17 protein-coding genes are annotated in these 15,818 nt (G+C 56.3%); 16 read left to right on the top strand and 1 reads right to left on the bottom strand.

The features are described 5' to 3' along the window. Nucleotides 1-22 precede the first annotated feature (22 nt). From pdxB to hisP, 14 genes are all read left to right on the top strand, one after another. Complete coding sequence (gene pdxB / locus BY447_RS05125; protein WP_110330683.1) at nt 23-1,156, top strand: 4-phosphoerythronate dehydrogenase PdxB; 1,134 nt, start codon at nt 23-25, stop codon at nt 1,154-1,156. Nucleotides 1,157-1,330: 174 nt separating this feature from the next. Then, complete coding sequence (locus BY447_RS05120; protein WP_013358595.1) at nt 1,331-2,338, top strand: aspartate-semialdehyde dehydrogenase; 1,008 nt, start codon at nt 1,331-1,333, stop codon at nt 2,336-2,338. Nucleotides 2,339-2,340: 2 nt separating this feature from the next. Continuing rightward, on the top strand, nt 2,341-3,144 hold the full coding sequence (gene truA / locus BY447_RS05115; RefSeq protein ID WP_013358594.1) for a tRNA pseudouridine(38-40) synthase TruA: 804 nt from the start codon (nt 2,341-2,343) through the stop codon (nt 3,142-3,144). 29 nt (nt 3,145-3,173) lie between these two features. Then, complete coding sequence (locus BY447_RS05110) at nt 3,174-3,836, top strand: DedA family protein (protein WP_013358593.1); 663 nt, start codon at nt 3,174-3,176, stop codon at nt 3,834-3,836. 144 nt (nt 3,837-3,980) lie between these two features. Then, nucleotides 3,981-4,895: an acetyl-CoA carboxylase, carboxyltransferase subunit beta gene (accD, locus tag BY447_RS05105; RefSeq protein WP_013358592.1), complete on the top strand. Its 915-nt coding sequence runs from the start codon at nt 3,981-3,983 to the stop codon at nt 4,893-4,895. 94 nt (nt 4,896-4,989) lie between these two features. After that, nucleotides 4,990-6,258 carry a bifunctional tetrahydrofolate synthase/dihydrofolate synthase gene (gene folC, locus BY447_RS05100; protein WP_110330682.1) on the top strand — a complete coding sequence of 423 codons (1,269 nt, stop codon included), beginning with the start codon at nt 4,990-4,992 and terminating at the stop codon, nt 6,256-6,258. After that, a complete protein-coding gene (gene dedD / locus BY447_RS05095) occupies nt 6,248-7,030 on the top strand; it encodes a cell division protein DedD (protein WP_110330681.1) in 783 nt (260 codons plus the stop codon). Before folC ends, dedD begins: the two co-directional genes overlap by 11 nt. Before the next feature lie 264 nt (nt 7,031-7,294). Then, a complete protein-coding gene (gene cvpA / locus BY447_RS05090) occupies nt 7,295-7,780 on the top strand; it encodes a colicin V production protein (RefSeq protein ID WP_003854265.1) in 486 nt (161 codons plus the stop codon). 37 nt (nt 7,781-7,817) lie between these two features. Beyond that, nucleotides 7,818-9,335, top strand: coding sequence for an amidophosphoribosyltransferase (gene purF, locus BY447_RS05085; RefSeq protein ID WP_110330680.1), 1,518 nt, complete (start codon nt 7,818-7,820; stop codon nt 9,333-9,335). Between the two features lie 113 nt (nt 9,336-9,448). After that, nucleotides 9,449-10,018, top strand: coding sequence for a UbiX family flavin prenyltransferase (locus tag BY447_RS05080; protein WP_013358589.1), 570 nt, complete (start codon nt 9,449-9,451; stop codon nt 10,016-10,018). Nucleotides 10,019-10,277: 259 nt separating this feature from the next. After that, nucleotides 10,278-11,060 (top strand): lysine/arginine/ornithine ABC transporter substrate-binding protein ArgT, encoded by a 783-nt coding sequence (gene argT, locus BY447_RS05075; protein ID WP_110330679.1) that lies wholly within the window; start codon nt 10,278-10,280, stop codon nt 11,058-11,060. Between the two features lie 179 nt (nt 11,061-11,239). Next, the gene (locus tag BY447_RS05070) at nt 11,240-11,929 is read left to right on the top strand and encodes a histidine ABC transporter permease HisQ (RefSeq protein ID WP_110330678.1); all 690 of its coding nucleotides are present in this window, start codon (nt 11,240-11,242) and stop codon (nt 11,927-11,929) included. Further along, nucleotides 11,922-12,638, top strand: coding sequence for an ABC transporter permease (locus BY447_RS05065; RefSeq protein ID WP_013358586.1), 717 nt, complete (start codon nt 11,922-11,924; stop codon nt 12,636-12,638). The genes BY447_RS05070 and BY447_RS05065 overlap by 8 nt, the downstream gene beginning before the upstream one ends. 8 nt (nt 12,639-12,646) lie before the next feature. Next, on the top strand, nt 12,647-13,420 hold the full coding sequence (gene hisP / locus BY447_RS05060; RefSeq protein ID WP_013358585.1) for a histidine ABC transporter ATP-binding protein HisP: 774 nt from the start codon (nt 12,647-12,649) through the stop codon (nt 13,418-13,420). 35 nt (nt 13,421-13,455) lie between these two features. Here hisP and BY447_RS05055 read toward each other — a convergent pair whose 3' ends face one another. Then, nucleotides 13,456-14,355, bottom strand: a complete 900-nt coding sequence (locus BY447_RS05055; protein ID WP_110330677.1) for a TIGR01777 family oxidoreductase — start codon at nt 14,353-14,355, stop codon at nt 13,456-13,458. A 182-nt stretch (nt 14,356-14,537) separates the two neighbouring features. Here BY447_RS05055 and yfcF point away from each other — a divergent pair, with 182 nt between their 5' ends. Together yfcF and yfcD are read left to right on the top strand one after the other, a co-directional pair. Then, entirely contained in the window at nt 14,538-15,179 is a 642-nt protein-coding gene (yfcF, locus tag BY447_RS05050) for a glutathione transferase (RefSeq protein ID WP_013358583.1), read from the top strand. A 108-nt stretch (nt 15,180-15,287) separates the two neighbouring features. After that, nucleotides 15,288-15,812: an NUDIX hydrolase YfcD gene (gene yfcD / locus BY447_RS05045; RefSeq protein WP_003854255.1), complete on the top strand. Its 525-nt coding sequence runs from the start codon at nt 15,288-15,290 to the stop codon at nt 15,810-15,812. Nucleotides 15,813-15,818: the final 6 nt, after the last annotated feature.

Here is a 15,818-nt window from a genome sequence, read left to right as displayed (position 1 = left end):
TGTAACAGACAGGAAAGCCGTGGTGAAAATTCTGGTCGATGAAAATATGCCTTATGCCCGTGAGTTATTCAGCCGCACCGGCGACGTGATCGCGGTGCCAGGGCGTCCGCTGCCGGTGGCTGAACTGGCCGATGCCGATGGCCTGATGGTGCGCTCTGTCACCCAGGTGAATGAATCGCTGCTGGCTGGAAAGCCGGTGAAATTTGTCGGCACCGCGACGGCGGGCACCGATCATATCGACGAGAACTGGCTGCAGCAGGCGGGCATTGCGTTCTCTGCCGCTCCCGGCTGTAACGCCATCGCGGTGGTGGAATATGTTTTCTCTGCGCTGCTGCTGCTGGCGGAGCGCGATGGTTTTGAGCTGCGTGACCGCACAGTCGGCATTGTCGGCGTCGGTAACGTTGGCGGGCGGCTGCAGAAGCGGCTGGAAGCCTGGGGCATCAAAACCCTGCTGTGCGATCCGCCACGCGCCGATCGCGGTGATGAAGGCGATTTCCTGTCACTGGAGGCGGTGACAGAGCAGGCAGATATTCTGACCTTCCACACGCCGCTGTTTAAAGACGGCCCCTACAAAAGCTGGCATCTGGCAGATGCCGCGCTGCTGATGGTGCTGAAGCCCAACACCATCCTGATCAACGCCTGTCGCGGCCCGGTCGTGGACAACGGCGCGCTGCTGGAGGTGCTGAAAATGCGCCACGACCTCAGCGTGGTGCTGGACGTCTGGGAGCCGGAGCCGGATCTCTCGCTGGCGCTGCTGGATAAGGTCGACATCGCCACGCCGCACATTGCGGGCTACACGCTGGAAGGCAAAGCACGCGGCACCACCCAGGTCTTTGAAGCCTGGTGTGACTTTATCGGTCAGCAGCAGGAGGTGCCGCTCAGCACCTTACTGCCGGAGCCGGAATTCAGTGAAATTACCCTGAATGGCCCGCTGGATCAGCCAACACTGAAACGCCTGGCGCATCTGGTGTATGATGTGCGCCGCGATGATGCCCCGCTACGTAAAGTGGCGGCGAAACCCGGCGAGTTTGATCGCCTGCGCAAGCAGTATCTGGAGCGCCGCGAATGGTCTTCGCTGCAGGTCAACTGTGATGACGCCTCAACGGCTGAGATGCTGAACCAGCTGGGCTTTAACGCAATCTACTCTCCGAAGTAACGGGCGCTGCAGGCATGGCACCGTTTTCTGCACTGAATCAGTCGGTGACCAGAAAACGCGCCTAATCCATGCCTGCCAGTGTGGCGGCAGGTTTCGGGGGGGGATAAATCTGAATCCCTGGGCGGTGAATATCACCGCCTTCTGTTTTTATGTCATTGTCTGGAGTAAACCAACATGTCTGACGGCTGGAATATTGCGCTACTTGGCGCGACAGGCGCAGTAGGGAACGCTGTACTGGAACTGCTGGCGGAACGCCAGTTCCCGGTTGGTGAATTATATTTGCTGGCCAGCGAAAACAGCGCGGGCGAAATCAAGCGTTACGAGGGCCGCTCGGTGCGGGTCGACAATGCAGAGACGTTCGACTGGTCACAGGCGCAGCTGGCCTTCTTTGTGGCAGGCCGTGACGCCTCAGCACGTTTTGCCGATGAAGCGGCCAATGCGGGTTGTCTGGTGATCGACAGCAGTGAGCTGTTTGCGCTGGAACCTGATGTGCCGCTGGTGGTGCCGGATGTGAACCCGCAGGTGCTGGCCGATTATCGTAATCGCAACATCATCAGCGTGGCGGACAACCTGGTGAGCCAGCTGCTGACCGCAATTAAACCGCTGGTAGATGCTGCCGGGCTGAGCCGTTTACAGGTGACGAATCTGATCTCGGTTTCCAGCTACGGCAAAGTGGCGGTCGATGCGCTGGCGGGGGAAAGTGCCCGCCTGCTGAATGGTATTCCGGCTGATGAACATCACTTTGGTCGTCAGCTCGCGTTTAACCTGATGCCACAACAGGCCGACGCAGAAGGCAGCGTGGAAAGTGAACGCCGACTGATTGATCAGGTGCGCAAAGTCCTGCAGGACGAAGGCTTACCGATTGCGGTCAGCAGCGTTCAGGCCCCGGTGTTCTACGGTAATGCGCAGATTGTGCATATCGAAAATCTGCGCCCGCTCTCTGCGGAAGAAGCACGTGCCGAGCTGGCGCTGGCGTCAGATATTCGTCTGAGCGAAGAAGATGACGTGCCGACGCCGGTGACGGATGCTTCTGGCAACGGCGAACTGAGCATCGGCGCAGTGCGCAACGACTACGGTATTCCGGAGCTGCTGCAGTTCTGGTCAGTGGCGGACAACATTCGTTTTGGCGGCGCGCTAATGGCGGTGAAAACCGCTGAGAAACTGGTTCAGGAGTATCTGTAAGCATGTCCGATGGTCAGACGCAAAAACTGGCGCTCGGCATTGAGTATGACGGCAGTCGTTACTACGGCTGGCAGCGCCAGAATGAAGTCCGCAGCGTGCAGGAGAAGGTAGAGCGCGCGCTGTCGAAAGTCGCCGATCATCCGGTCAGCATTTTTTGTGCTGGCCGCACCGATGCGGGCGTGCACGGCACGGGGCAGGTGGTCCATTTCGAAACCACCTCGCAGCGCCCTGATGGCGCATGGACGCTGGGCGTCAACGCCAATCTGCCGGCAGATATTGCCGTGCGCTGGGTGAAAGCGGTGCCGGATGAGTTCCATGCCCGCTTCAGCGCCACGGCCCGACGCTATCGCTACCTGATCTACAATCAGCGTCTGCGTCCGGCGGTGCTGGCGCAGGGCGTGACGCACTTCTACCATCCACTGGATGCAGAGAAGATGCAGCGCGCCGGGCAATGTCTGTTAGGCGAGAATGATTTCACCTCATTCCGCGCGGTGCAGTGCCAGTCACGCACACCCTGGCGCAACGTGATTCACCTCAACGTGACGCGTCAGGGTCCCTACGTGATTGTGGATATTAAAGCCAACGCGTTTGTGCATCACATGGTGCGCAATATCGTGGGCAGCCTGATGGAGATAGGCTGCGGCAATAAGCCGGAGTCATGGATGGCAACGCTGCTGGCGGCGAAGGATCGGACATTAGCCGCAGCCACAGCCCGGGCAGAGGGGTTGTATCTGGTGGCGGTGGATTACCCATCCCACTTTGCGTTACCACAGCCGTTGATGGGACCGTTGTTCCTCGCGGATTAATTCACTTTCAGGACTTAAAAGGGCGCGCTATGGAGTTTCTCCATTTTCTGGTCGATTTTATTCTGCACATCGATGTGCATCTGGCCGAGCTGGTTGCACAGTACGGTATCTGGATTTACGCTATTTTGTTCCTGATTCTGTTCTGCGAAACCGGGCTGGTTGTGACGCCATTCTTGCCAGGCGATTCGCTGCTGTTTGTGGCGGGTGCACTGGCTGCACTGCCGGGTAACGATCTCAATGTGCATGTGATGGCGGCACTGTTAGTAGTGGCCGCGGTACTGGGCGATGCAGTGAACTACACCATTGGCCGCCTGTTTGGCGAGCGGTTGTTCAGTAACCCGAACTCGAAGATTTTCCGTCGCAGCCATCTGGATAAAACCCATGCGTTTTATGCCCGTCACGGCGGAAAAACCATTATCCTGGCGCGCTTTGTGCCGATTGTCCGCACGTTCGCGCCGTTTGTTGCCGGTATGGGCCATATGTCCTATCGCCACTTCGCGCTGTTCAACGTGACCGGTGCGCTGTTATGGGTGCTGCTGTTCTCCTATGCCGGCTACCTGTTTGGCGATCTGCCGGTGGTGCAGGAAAACCTGAAGCTGCTGATTGTGGGCATTATCCTGGTCTCGATTCTGCCGGGTGTAATTGAAGTCTGGCGTCATCGCCGTCAGGCGAAGCAGCAGAAGCTGCCGTAAGGTTTCGCTCAGGGGTAAGACCAGATTTTTATCCACAGTCTGAACAGGTTGTGGTTTAATGAGCGACATTTACCGTCTGCTGAAGCGGTTTTCAGCAGTATCAAGACGACTGGACCAGGTCAGTTTTAAACAGAAAGGTCATCAATGAGCTGGATTGAACGCATTCTTAATAAAAGCACCACGACGCCAACGCGCAAAGCCAGCATCCCGGAAGGGGTCTGGACCAAGTGCGACAGCTGTGGCCAGGTTCTCTACCGCGCCGAGCTGGAGCGTAATCTTGAGGTTTGCCCGAAGTGTGACCACCACATGCGTATGCACGCGCGTGAGCGCCTCGGCAGTTTCCTCGATCAGGGAACGATGGTTGAGCTTGGCAGTGAACTTGAACCCAAAGATCTGCTGAAGTTTCGCGACTCCAAGAAGTACAAAGATCGTCTGGTCGCCGCACAGAAAGATACCGGCGAGAAAGATGCGCTGATCGTGATGAAAGGTCAGCTGCACAGTATGCCGGTGGTTGCGGCAGCTTTTGAATTTGCCTTTATGGGCGGTTCAATGGGCTCTGTCGTCGGTGCACGTTTTGTACGTGCAGTTGAGCAGGCGCTGGAAGATAACTGTCCGCTGATCTGCTTCTCCGCCAGCGGCGGTGCCCGTATGCAGGAAGCGCTGCAGTCGCTGATGCAGATGGCGAAAACCAGTGCGGCTCTGGCCAAAATGCGCGAGCGCGGTCTGCCCTACATTTCCGTGCTGACTGACCCGACCATGGGCGGTGTTTCGGCCAGTTTCGCCATGCTGGGTGACCTCAACATCGCGGAGCCTAAAGCGCTCATCGGCTTTGCCGGCCCACGCGTTATCGAGCAGACCGTGCGTGAAAAACTGCCGCCGGGCTTCCAGCGCAGTGAGTTCCTGATTGAGAAGGGCGCGATTGATATGATCATCCGCCGTCCGGAAATGCGCTACAAACTGGCAAGCCTGCTGGCTAAAATGATGAACCTGCCGGCACCGCTGCATGACGGTGAACCGTCCGCTCCCGCGACGACTGAATCGGAAAGCAACGAGGCCTGACAGGAGATAGAGAGGCGCGCCTGTCGCGCCTCTTACCAATGCACCGTATACCGCAGCACCAGTCTGCCAGGTATAAATAAGCAAAACGGGACATATGGACAATCTTCACCTTCCTCAAGCCACGTCGCCTTTGGCCACGTGGCTTTATTATCTTGAGCACCTGCATACTCAGGCCATCGAACTGGGTCTGGACCGTATTCGTCAGGTAGCACTTCGTCTCGACCTGCTGAAACCCGCTCCGTTTGTCTTTACCGTGGCCGGTACTAATGGCAAAGGCACCACCTGTCGCACCCTGGAAACGCTGCTGATCGCTGCGGGTTACCGCGTTGGCGTCTACAGCTCGCCGCATCTGGTGCGTTATACCGAACGCGTCCGGGTCCAGGGCGAGGAGCTGAGTGAAGCGCAGCACTGCGCCAGCTTTGCGGAGATTGAAGCCGGACGGGCTGATATTTCGCTGACCTACTTCGAATTCGGCACGCTCTCCGCGCTGAATCTGTTCCGCCAGGCGCAACTGGATGTCGTGATCCTCGAAGTCGGCCTCGGCGGACGACTGGATGCCACCAACATCGTGGATGCCGATGTCGCCGTGGTCACCAGCATCGCGCTGGATCACACCGACTGGCTGGGCCCGGATCGCGAAAGCATCGGGCGCGAGAAAGCGGGTGTGTTCCGGGCAGGGAAACCGGCAGTCGTGGGTGAACCTGATATGCCACACAGCATCGCTGTGGTCGCACAGGAAAAAGGCGCTCAGCTATTACAGCGCAACCGCGACTGGTCCTGGCATGCGCAGGCCGAAAGCTGGTCGCTGCGTGATGCGCAGGGCGAGCTGAACGATCTTCCGCTGCTTCAGGTGCCGCTGCCTAACGCGGCGACCGCGCTGGTGGCGCTGCGGGTCTCAGGGCTTGAGGTCAGTGAGATGCAGATTCGTGCCAGCCTGCCGCTGGCGATGCTGCCAGGGCGGTTCCAGACGATAAGTGAATCACCGCGCGTGATTCTGGATGTCGCTCATAACCCGCACGCGGCAGGTTATCTGGCGTCGCGTCTGGCGACGCTGCCGAAACGCGGCAAAGTACATGCCGTGGTAGGCATGTTGCATGATAAAGATATCGCCGGAACGCTCGCCGCATTGGCTCCAATGGTTGATGCCTGGTACTGTGCACCGCTTGACGGTCCGCGCGGTGCCAGTGCAGAGCAGCTGCTTGATGTGCTGCCGCAGGGCGAGGCCTTTAATTCGGTTGAACTCGCCTGGCAGCAGGCGCGCGAGCGGGCTGCGCCGCAGGACACTGTGCTGGTCTGTGGTTCATTCCACACGGTGGCACAGGTCATGGAATCGATTGAAACGGAGAAAGGACGTGGCAAGTAAGTTTCAGAACCGTTTAGTCGGCACCGTTATTCTGGTCGCCGTTGGCGTAATTGTGCTGCCAGGGCTGCTGGATGGTCAGAAAAAGCATTACAAAGAGGAGTTCGCCGCCATTCCGCTGGTGCCGAAACCTGACGATCAGCAGGACAGCGAAATGGTGCCGCCGGTAACCCAGTCGCTGCCCGCTCAGCCGCCGGAAGGCGCAGGCAGTGCCGTCAATAGCAGCAATGGCAATGGTAAAACCAGCGCCACGGCGGAGCAGGGACGGACGCAGCCGGATGAAGAGAGCGATCCGGTCGTGGTCTCGCCGCCGCCGGTTCATCAGTCTGTGCCTGCGCAGACGGTGACGAAGCCGAAAGCGGCAGAGCAGCAGAAACCGAAGGCCACCGAGCAGCCTAAGCAGAAGCCGGTTGAACAGCAGAAGCCAAAAGTCGTGGAGCAGCCTAAACCGAAGCCAGTTGAGCAACCTAAAGCGGTTGAGCAGCCGAAGCAGGAAGAAGCGCCAAAAGCGGCAGAGACCACGGCTCCGGCGGGGCAGGCTTATGTGGTGCAGTTAGGTGCGCTGAAGAACGCCAGCAAAGTAAATGAGATTGTCGCGCAGTTGCGGCTGTCGGGCTATCGCGCCTTTACCGTGCCGTCAACGCCGGTTCAGGGGCAGATTACCCGTATCTACGTTGGCCCTGATGCTTCGAAAGCTAAAATGCAAGGCGCGGTGGGTGAACTGAAAAGCATCTCAGGACTGGGCGGTGTCGTTAAGCCGTACAGCGCCCGCTAAACCGGCGATTGGCGCTGCCGATAGCAGTAACAGGCAGCGTCTTTTGCCGGGCAGGCAGTACGCTTAACGCGCACTGCCGCATAAAATAGTGACGATTTTCAACGGCCTGTCCGGCTGAGAATCACCGGGGCGATTGCGGTTTTTTTCATCGCCTTTTTTATGGATGCAGAAAAAGAAAACCGCTACGCAAACGTTTTCTTTTTCTGTTAGAATGCGCCCCGAACTGGATGCAGGGGTGCAATTGCGCTGGCGCTGGAAGAGTTCATGATCTGGATTGATTACGTCATTATTGCGGTAGTTGGTTTTTCGGCTCTGGTCAGCCTGGTTCGTGGGTTTGTCCGGGAAGCCTTATCTCTCGTTACCTGGGGATGCGCGTTTTTTGTCGCCAGTCATTACTACGCCTACCTTGCAGTCTGGTTTACAGGTTTTGACGACGAACTGGTTCGTAACGGTATCGCCATCGGTGTGCTGTTTGTGGCGACCCTGATTGTGGGCGCCATTGTGAACTACGTTATCGGCACGCTGGTGGAAAAAACCGGCCTGTCGGGAACCGACCGGGTGTTGGGCGTCTGTTTCGGGGCGTTGCGTGGTGTGCTGATCGTAGCCGCTTTGCTGTTCTTCCTTGATACATTCACTGGCTTTTCCAAAAGTCCGGACTGGCAACAGTCTCAACTCATTCCCGAGTTCAGTTATATCATCAGGTGGTTCTTTGATTACCTGAAAAGCACGTCGAGTTTTTTACCCCGGTGATGTGACCGGGTGTGCGGCTAAATGAGGAAATGACAACATGTGCGGTATTGTCGGTATCACCGGTTTCATGCCGGTCAACCAGTCGATCTATGACGCGTTAACGGTGCTCCAGCACCGCGGGCAGGATGCCGCAGGCATTTGTACTATCGATGCGCTGAAATGTTTTCGCCTGCGAAAGGCAAACGGCCTGGTCAGCGACGTTTTCGAAGCACGCCACATGCAGCGACTGCAGGGCAATATGGGGATCGGTCACGCGCGTTATCCCACCGCGGGCAGCTCCAGTGCCTCTGAAGCGCAGCCATTCTATGTAAACTCCCCGTATGGCATCACCCTGGCGCACAACGGTAACCTGACCAACGCCCATGTGCTGCGTAAGCACCTGTTCGAAAAGGGTCGCCGTCACGTTAATACCACCTCAGATTCTGAAATTCTGCTGAATATCTTTGCGCAGGAGTTAGATCGTTTTCAAAACGATCCGCTGGAAGCTGACAACATTTTTGCTGCGGTGGCTGCGGTACATCAGCAGGTTCGCGGTGCCTACGCCGTCGTAGCGATGATTATCGGCCACGGCATGGTGGCCTTCCGCGACCCTAACGGCATCCGTCCGCTGGTGCTGGGCAAGCGCGTTATCTCTGATGGCCGCACCGAATATATGGTCGCCTCCGAGAGTGTCGCGCTGGATACGCTGGGCTTTGAGTTCATCCGTGACGTTGCACCGGGTGAAGCGGTTTATGTCACTGAAGCCGGCCAGCTTTCGACCCGCCAGTGTGCTGAAAACCCGAAAAGCAATCCGTGCCTGTTCGAGTATGTCTACTTTGCGCGTCCGGATTCCTTCCTGGACAAAATCTCCGTCTACAGCGCCCGTGTCCGCATGGGCACCAAGCTGGGCGAGAAAATTGCCCGCGAATGGGAAGATCTGGATATTGATGTCGTGATTCCGATTCCGGAAACCTCCACCGATATCGCGCTGGAAATCGCCCGTATTCTCGACAAGCCTTATCGTCAGGGCTTCGTGAAAAACCGCTACGTTGGCCGTACCTTTATCATGCCGGGACAGCAGTTACGTCGCAGCGCGGTACGCCGTAAGCTCAACGCGAACCGCGCTGAATTCCGCGATAAAAACGTGCTGCTGGTGGATGACTCTATCGTGCGCGGTACGACTTCAGAGCAGATCATTGAGATGGCGCGTGAAGCGGGTGCAAAACGCGTTTACCTGGCCTCAGCGGCACCGGAAATTCGTTTCCCGAACGTCTACGGCATCGATATGCCGAGCGCCACGGAACTGATTGCGCACGGCCGCGAAGTGGAAGAGATTCGCCAGCTGATTAAAGCCGATGCACTGATTTTCCAGGATCTCGACGATCTGATCGAAGCGGTGCGTGAAGAGAATCCGGACATTGCACAATTTGAGTGCTCGGTATTCAACGGTATTTACGTGACGAAAGATGTCGACCAGCAGTATCTGGAGTATCTGGAGTCGCTGCGTAATGATGATGCCAAAGCGCTTCAGCGCCAGAATGAAGTCGAAAATCTTGAGCTGCACAACGAAGGCTGATACCCATCCATAGTCGGGCAGCATAGAACAGGGCGGGAGCAATCCCGCCCTGTTTGTTTTCAGAAACCCGCTGGCCGCGTATGATGGCGCATTAGCTGACATAAGGTTGGAATATGAAACGACTCATCATTGGCATCTCTGGCGCAAGCGGGGTGATCTATGGCGTGCGCATGCTGCAGGTGTTGCAGCAGGTAGAAGAGGTAGAAACGCATCTGGTCATGAGCCAGGCGGCACGTCAGACGCTGGGGCTGGAGAGCGACTATTCGCTGCGTGATGTGCAGGCGCTGGCCGATGTGGTGCATGACGTGCGCGATATTGCAGCAAATATCTCGTCGGGATCGTTCAAAACGCTGGGCATGGCGATTTTACCCTGCTCGATGAAAACGCTTTCAGGCATTGTGCACAGCTACAGTGACTCATTGCTGACCCGTGCGGCTGATGTGGTATTAAAAGAGCAGCGTAAGCTGGTGTTGTGCGTACGCGAAACCCCGCTGCACGTCGGCCACCTGCGGATGATGACCACCGCGGCTGAACTGGGTGCCATTATCATGCCGCCCGTGCCAGCGTTTTATCATCGGCCTGAAACCATCGATCAGCTCATCGACCAGACTGTGAATCGGGTAATCGATCAGTTCGATATCGAATTACCGGAAGATCTCTTTATGCGCTGGCAGGGTGCATAAAGTTCCGCTGGCGCACTTATTTAGTGCATAAGCGCGCCTGGGATCACTCTTCGTGCATTTGACGCACCAAAAGTTAACAACGTCGCTTTTTCTCTTTTACTTCACTGCTATATTCCCCTCACAAACACAGCGTTTTCGCCTGTCTGTCATCACGTTAACGGCGTGGATAACTTGCAGAACTGGCATGAAACATGCAAATTACTTTGCGCAAACACATCACGAACCACATAACAAAAAGCACTTCACTTGAGGGTAATCTATGAAAAAGCGTGTTCTGGCTCTTTCCCTGATGCTGGGCTTAACCAGTGCTGCCAGCGTCTTCGCGGCAGTTCCGGGTTCAATCCGTATCGGCACAGATCCAACTTACCCGCCGTTTGAGTCGAAAGACGCGCAAGGCAAGTTAGTGGGCTTCGATATCGACCTCGCTAACGAAATCTGTAAACGCATTCATACCCAATGTACCTACGTTGAAAGCGACTTTGATGCGCTGATCCCTTCACTGAAAGCGAAGAAAATTGATGCCATCATCTCCTCACTTTCCATCACGGCAAAACGTCAGGAAGAGATCGCCTTCTCGGAAAAACTTTACGCCGCTAACGCGCGTTTAGTCGCACCGAAGGGATCGAAAATTCAGCCGACTATCGAGTCATTGAAAGGCAAAAACATCGGTCTGCTGCAGGGCACCACGCAGGAAACCTATGCCAATCAGAACTGGCGGCCAAAAGGAGTTAACGTCACCCCTTATGCTAACCAGGATCTGGTTTATCAGGATCTGAACGCCGGTCGTATTGATGCGGCCTTCCAGGATGAAGTGCAGGCCAGCGAAGGTTTCCTGAAGCAGCCGGTGGGTAAAAACTACGCCTTCGCCGGTCCTTCGGTGAAGGATGACAAGATCTTTGGCGTCGGAACCGGGATGGGACTGCGTAAAGATGACAGCGAACTGAAAGCCGCCATCGACAAAGCCTTTACTGACATGCGTAAAGATGGCACCTACGACAAGATTGCGAAGAAATACTTCGATTTCAATGTGTACGGCGACTAACCATCCTGTCGCTTTACCCTCTGTGTCCGTTTTACCGGGACTGAGCCGGTTCTGCCTGGTGCAGAAACCGGAGCCGACCCGCTAATGGCGGATGGCATCTGCAACGGAGAGGTAAAGCTAAACTGCCCGTCTCGCTGGCGGGCAGCGTTTCGTTTTCACCCCACGACAGGACCCTCTCAATGCTGTATGGCTATTCTGATGTAATTCTTCGGGGCACGCTGGTGACGCTGGAGCTGGCGCTCACTTCCGTCGTGCTGGCAGTGCTGCTGGGCCTGATTGGCGCAGGCGCGAAACTGTCGCGCAGCCGGCCACTGGCGATGATTTTTGAAGGCTACACCACGCTGATTCGTGGCGTGCCAGATCTCGTACTGATGCTGCTGATCTTCTACGGTCTGCAGATTGTCCTCAACCAGGTTACCGACGCACTGGGCCTGGCGCAGTTTGATATCGACCCGATGGTCGCCGGTATCATTACGCTCGGCTTTATTTATGGTGCCTATTTCACCGAAACATTCCGCGGCGCCTTTATGGCGGTGCCAAAAGGGCAGATTGAAGCGGCCACTGCGTTTGGCTTTACCGGCGCGCAGGTGTTCCGCCGCATTCTGTTTCCGGCCATGATGCGCTATGCGCTGCCGGGCATCGGAAATAACTGGCAGGTGATCCTGAAAGCCACCGCGCTGGTTTCGCTGCTGGGACTGGAAGATGTGGTGAAGGCGACGCAGCTGGCGGGGAAAAGTACCTGGCAGCCGTTCTACTTCGCCATCGTCGCCGGTGTGATCTATCTGGTGTTTACCACGCTGTCGAACGGCGTGTTGTGGTGGCTGAACCGTCGCTATACGGTCGGAGTGAAGAGGGCGAGTTATGATTGAGATTATTCAGGAATACTGGAAATCGCTGCTCTGGACGGACGGTTACCGTTTTACCGGTGTGGCGATCACCCTGTGGCTGTTAATTCTCTCAGTCACTATTGGTGGCTGTCTGGCCATTCTGCTGGCGATAGCCCGGGTCTCGCCAAACCGGTTTATCAGCTTTCCGGTCTGGCTCTTTACCTACGTATTTCGCGGCACGCCGCTCTATGTGCAGCTGCTGGTCTTCTACTCCGGCATGTATACGCTGGAAATTGTCAAAGGCACAGAACTGCTGAATGCCTTTTTCCGCAGCGGCCTGAACTGTACGCTGCTCGCCTTTACGCTCAATACCTGCGCTTACACCACGGAAATCTTTGCGGGTGCGATTCGCTCGGTACCCCACGGTGAGATTGAGGCAGCGCGGGCTTACGGCTTCTCCACCTTCAAACTCTATCGCTGCATTATCCTGCCTTCCGCGCTGCGTACGGCTCTGCCGGTCTACAGCAACGAGGTGATTCTGATGCTGCACTCCACGGCATTAGCCTTCACCGCCACGGTGCCGGATCTGCTGAAAGTGGCACGAGATATTAACTCAGCAACTTATCAGCCGTTTACCGCCTTTGGTCTGGCAGCAGTGTTGTACCTGATTATCTCTTACGTGTTAATCAGCCTGTTCCGCCTGGCGGAACGTCGCTGGCTGGCCCACGTGAAACCCTCTTCATCGCATTGAGTAGAACTATGGCTGACAATAAATTAAGCGTCACCGAATTGCATAAACGTTACGGTGAACATGAAGTGCTGAAAGGGGTCTCGTTAACTGCGAAAGCGGGCGATGTGATCAGTATCATTGGATCGTCCGGTTCAGGGAAAAGTACCTTTTTACGCTGCATCAACTTCCTCGAAAAACCGAGTGAAGGCACCATCGTGGTCAATAACCAACACATTACGCTGGTCCGTGACAAAGATGGTCAGCTGAAAGTCGCTGACAAAGAGCAGTTGCGCGCATTGCGCACCAGTCTGACCATGGTGTTCCAGCATTTCAATCTCTGGAGCCACATGACGGTGCTGGAAAACGTCATGGAAGCGCCGATTCAGGTGCTGGGGCTGAGCAAAGCGGAGGCGCGTGAGCGGGCCATCCGCTACCTCGATAAAGTGGGCATTGATGCGCGGGCGCAGGCGAAGTATCCGGTGCACCTCTCCGGGGGTCAGCAGCAGCGTGTGTCGATTGCGCGCGCACTGGCGATGGAGCCGGAGGTGTTGCTGTTTGATGAGCCGACCTCGGCGCTGGATCCGGAACTGGTCGGTGAAGTGCTGCGCATCATGCAAAAGCTGGCGGAAGAAGGCAAAACGATGGTGGTGGTAACGCATGAGATGGAGTTTGCCCGCCATGTCTCAAACCACGTAATTTTCCTGCATCAGGGTAAAATCGAAGAGCAGGGGCCACCTTCGGAGGTGTTCGGCAGCCCGAAAAGCCCGCGTTTACAGCAGTTCCTCAAGGGATCGCTGAAATAATCCAGCGCCCGCGTCTGACAGGCGCGGGCGTCAGGTTAATGCTTCACCACATCCTGCAACGCCTGTTGCAGATCGTACCAGCGGAAGCTAAAACCTGAGGCTTCCAGCCGCTTTGGCAGCACATGCTGTCCTCCCAGCACCAGCACCGACGATTCGCCCATCATCAGTTTAATGGCGCTGGCTGGCGTGCGCATAAAGGCCGGGCGGTGCATAACCTGGCCCAGCGTGGCGGCAAACTGCTCATTGCGCACGGCGTAAGGCGCGACCATATTGAATGGACCACGCAGATCATCATGCTCCAGCAGCCAGATAATGGCGTTAAGCATGTCATCAAGGTGGATCCACGGCATATATTGCTTGCCACTGCCGATAGGTCCGCCGATGCCGAGCTTAAAGGGCAACTTCATTTTGCTGAGTGCGCCACCTTCGGGGGCCAGCACCACGCCGGTCCGCAGCAGGCAGACGCGGGTGCGCTCACTTTCTGCTGCAAGCGCCAGCTGCTCCCAGCGGGCGCAGAGCTGATGCGTAAACTCATCCTGCCCCTGATCCTCTTCAGTCAGCACCAGATCGCCGGTATTGCCATAAAAGCCGGTTGCCGAACCTGAGATCAATACAGAGGGCGGCGTAGCGCTGGCATTGATCAGTGAGGTGATCTGCTCAGTGATCTGCCAGCGGCTTTCGCACAGCTGCTGTTTATGCGGCTCCGTCCAGCGCTTGTCGGCGATGGGTTCTCCCGCCAGGTTAATCACCGCATCGATGTTATCCAGATTCGACTGTTGCGCCAGGCCTGACCAGAGTGCGACGTTCTCGCCCAGTTTTTCACGCGCGCTGACCACGTCACGTGTCACCACGCTAATCTGATGCCCCAGCTGCTGCAGGCGCGGGATCAGGTGACGGCCAATCAGTCCCGTGCCACCGGTAATTAGAATGTGCATGTTGCGGCTCCCTTGATGTTTTTGTTATTTGCACCTTTCAGCATAGAAGAGTCGAGCCATTCCAGAGTGAGTCGCGTCGCGCTTTCTCGTTCCGGTGGCAGAGATCGGAGCAGCTCAGCGTTGCCTTCGCAAAAAAAAATCGGTAAACATGATGCAACCCTGACAGCCAATTGAGGTAACCGATGAATTATCCGTCCATCACTCTTTGGTCAGATTCATCATTTTTCAGTCCTTACGCTATGTCTGCCTATGTTGCTCTTACCGAAAAAGGGATCCCATTCCAGCTAAAACGTGTCGATCTGTCGCAGAATCAGCAATACGCCGCAGCATACCGCGAGCTGTCGCTGACCTGCCGCGTGCCAACTCTCCAGATTGATGACTTCCTGTTAAGCGAATCCTCGGCGATTACCGAATATCTCGAAGAGCGTTTTCCGGCACCCGAATTTGAGCGCCTCTATCCGCGCGACCGGGAAAAGCGCGCCCGTGCCCGTGAGATTCAGGCCTGGCTGCGCAGTGACTTCCTGTGGATCCGTCAGGAGCGTCCCACAGAAGTGCTGTTTGCCGGTGAACGTTTTGCGCCACTGACTGCGTCAGCGCAGCAGGCGGTGGATAAACTGGTTACCGCTGTCGATCGTCTGCTGCCTGAGGGGCAACAGAACCTGTTTGGTGAGTGGTCCATTGCAGATACCGATCTGGCAGTAATGCTTAACCGACTGGTATTACATGGCGATCCTTTGCCCGTCCGCCTGCGGCATTATGCTGAGTTTCAGTGGCAGCGAGCCTCGGTACAACTGTGGTTAGCAGAAAGTGGTAAAAATCGGTAACAGCCAGGGCTTGCTCAGGCTGTCGGAAGTGATTACCTTACGCCACATAAAAATAACGACGTGGCAAACTGCGTACATAACTGTACGCCAAACAGGAAAGGGTTACTGATGGTGGATCAAACTGCGGGTGACGGCATCGAGTGGGTCGATATCGTAAACGAAGAGAATGAAGTCGTTGCTCAGGCGACACGTGCGCAGATGCGTGCTCAGTGCCTGCGTCACCGCGCTACCTATATTGTGGTTCATGACGGTATGGGTAAGATTCTGGTACAGCGTCGCACCGAGATAAAAGATTTTATGCCGGGCAAACTGGACGCAACCGCGGGCGGCGTGGTGCAGAGCGGTGAAGATATGCTGGAATCTGCGCGACGTGAAGCAGAAGAGGAGTTAGGGATTGCCGCGGTGCCGTTTGCTGAACATGGCAAATTCTACTTCGAAGATCAGCACTGTCGTGTCTGGGGCGGTCTGTTCAGTTGTGTATCACACGGGCCATTCGCCATGCAGGAATCGGAAGTCGATGAGATTATCTGGATGACGCCCGATGAGATCACCGCACGTTGTGATGAGTTCACCGACGATTCGCTGAAAGCGCTCTCTCTGTGGATGAGCCGCAACGGCGATAACCGGGCCTGAAAACAG

This window comes from Pantoea sp. JKS000250 (genome assembly GCF_003201065.1).
GTDB classification, from domain to species: Bacteria; Pseudomonadota; Gammaproteobacteria; order Enterobacterales; family Enterobacteriaceae; genus Pantoea; species Pantoea vagans.
This window is presented reverse-complemented; position numbering and strand designations above follow the sequence as displayed.

Coding starts and splice junctions, on each gene's coding strand:
- BY447_RS05055 (WP_110330677.1), bottom strand. CDS start 14,355: ATGCACATTCTAATTACCGGTGGCACGGGACTGATTGGCCGTCACCTG.
- argT (WP_110330679.1), top strand. CDS start 10,278: ATGAAAAAGCGTGTTCTGGCTCTTTCCCTGATGCTGGGCTTAACCAGT.
- folC (WP_110330682.1), top strand. CDS start 4,990: ATGGACAATCTTCACCTTCCTCAAGCCACGTCGCCTTTGGCCACGTGG.
- truA (WP_013358594.1), top strand. CDS start 2,341: ATGTCCGATGGTCAGACGCAAAAACTGGCGCTCGGCATTGAGTATGAC.
- cvpA (WP_003854265.1), top strand. CDS start 7,295: ATGATCTGGATTGATTACGTCATTATTGCGGTAGTTGGTTTTTCGGCT.
- accD (WP_013358592.1), top strand. CDS start 3,981: ATGAGCTGGATTGAACGCATTCTTAATAAAAGCACCACGACGCCAACG.
- BY447_RS05065 (WP_013358586.1), top strand. CDS start 11,922: ATGATTGAGATTATTCAGGAATACTGGAAATCGCTGCTCTGGACGGAC.
- BY447_RS05110 (WP_013358593.1), top strand. CDS start 3,174: ATGGAGTTTCTCCATTTTCTGGTCGATTTTATTCTGCACATCGATGTG.
- BY447_RS05120 (WP_013358595.1), top strand. CDS start 1,331: ATGTCTGACGGCTGGAATATTGCGCTACTTGGCGCGACAGGCGCAGTA.
- yfcF (WP_013358583.1), top strand. CDS start 14,538: ATGAATTATCCGTCCATCACTCTTTGGTCAGATTCATCATTTTTCAGT.
- hisP (WP_013358585.1), top strand. CDS start 12,647: ATGGCTGACAATAAATTAAGCGTCACCGAATTGCATAAACGTTACGGT.
- BY447_RS05080 (WP_013358589.1), top strand. CDS start 9,449: ATGAAACGACTCATCATTGGCATCTCTGGCGCAAGCGGGGTGATCTAT.
- yfcD (WP_003854255.1), top strand. CDS start 15,288: ATGGTGGATCAAACTGCGGGTGACGGCATCGAGTGGGTCGATATCGTA.
- BY447_RS05070 (WP_110330678.1), top strand. CDS start 11,240: ATGCTGTATGGCTATTCTGATGTAATTCTTCGGGGCACGCTGGTGACG.
- purF (WP_110330680.1), top strand. CDS start 7,818: ATGTGCGGTATTGTCGGTATCACCGGTTTCATGCCGGTCAACCAGTCG.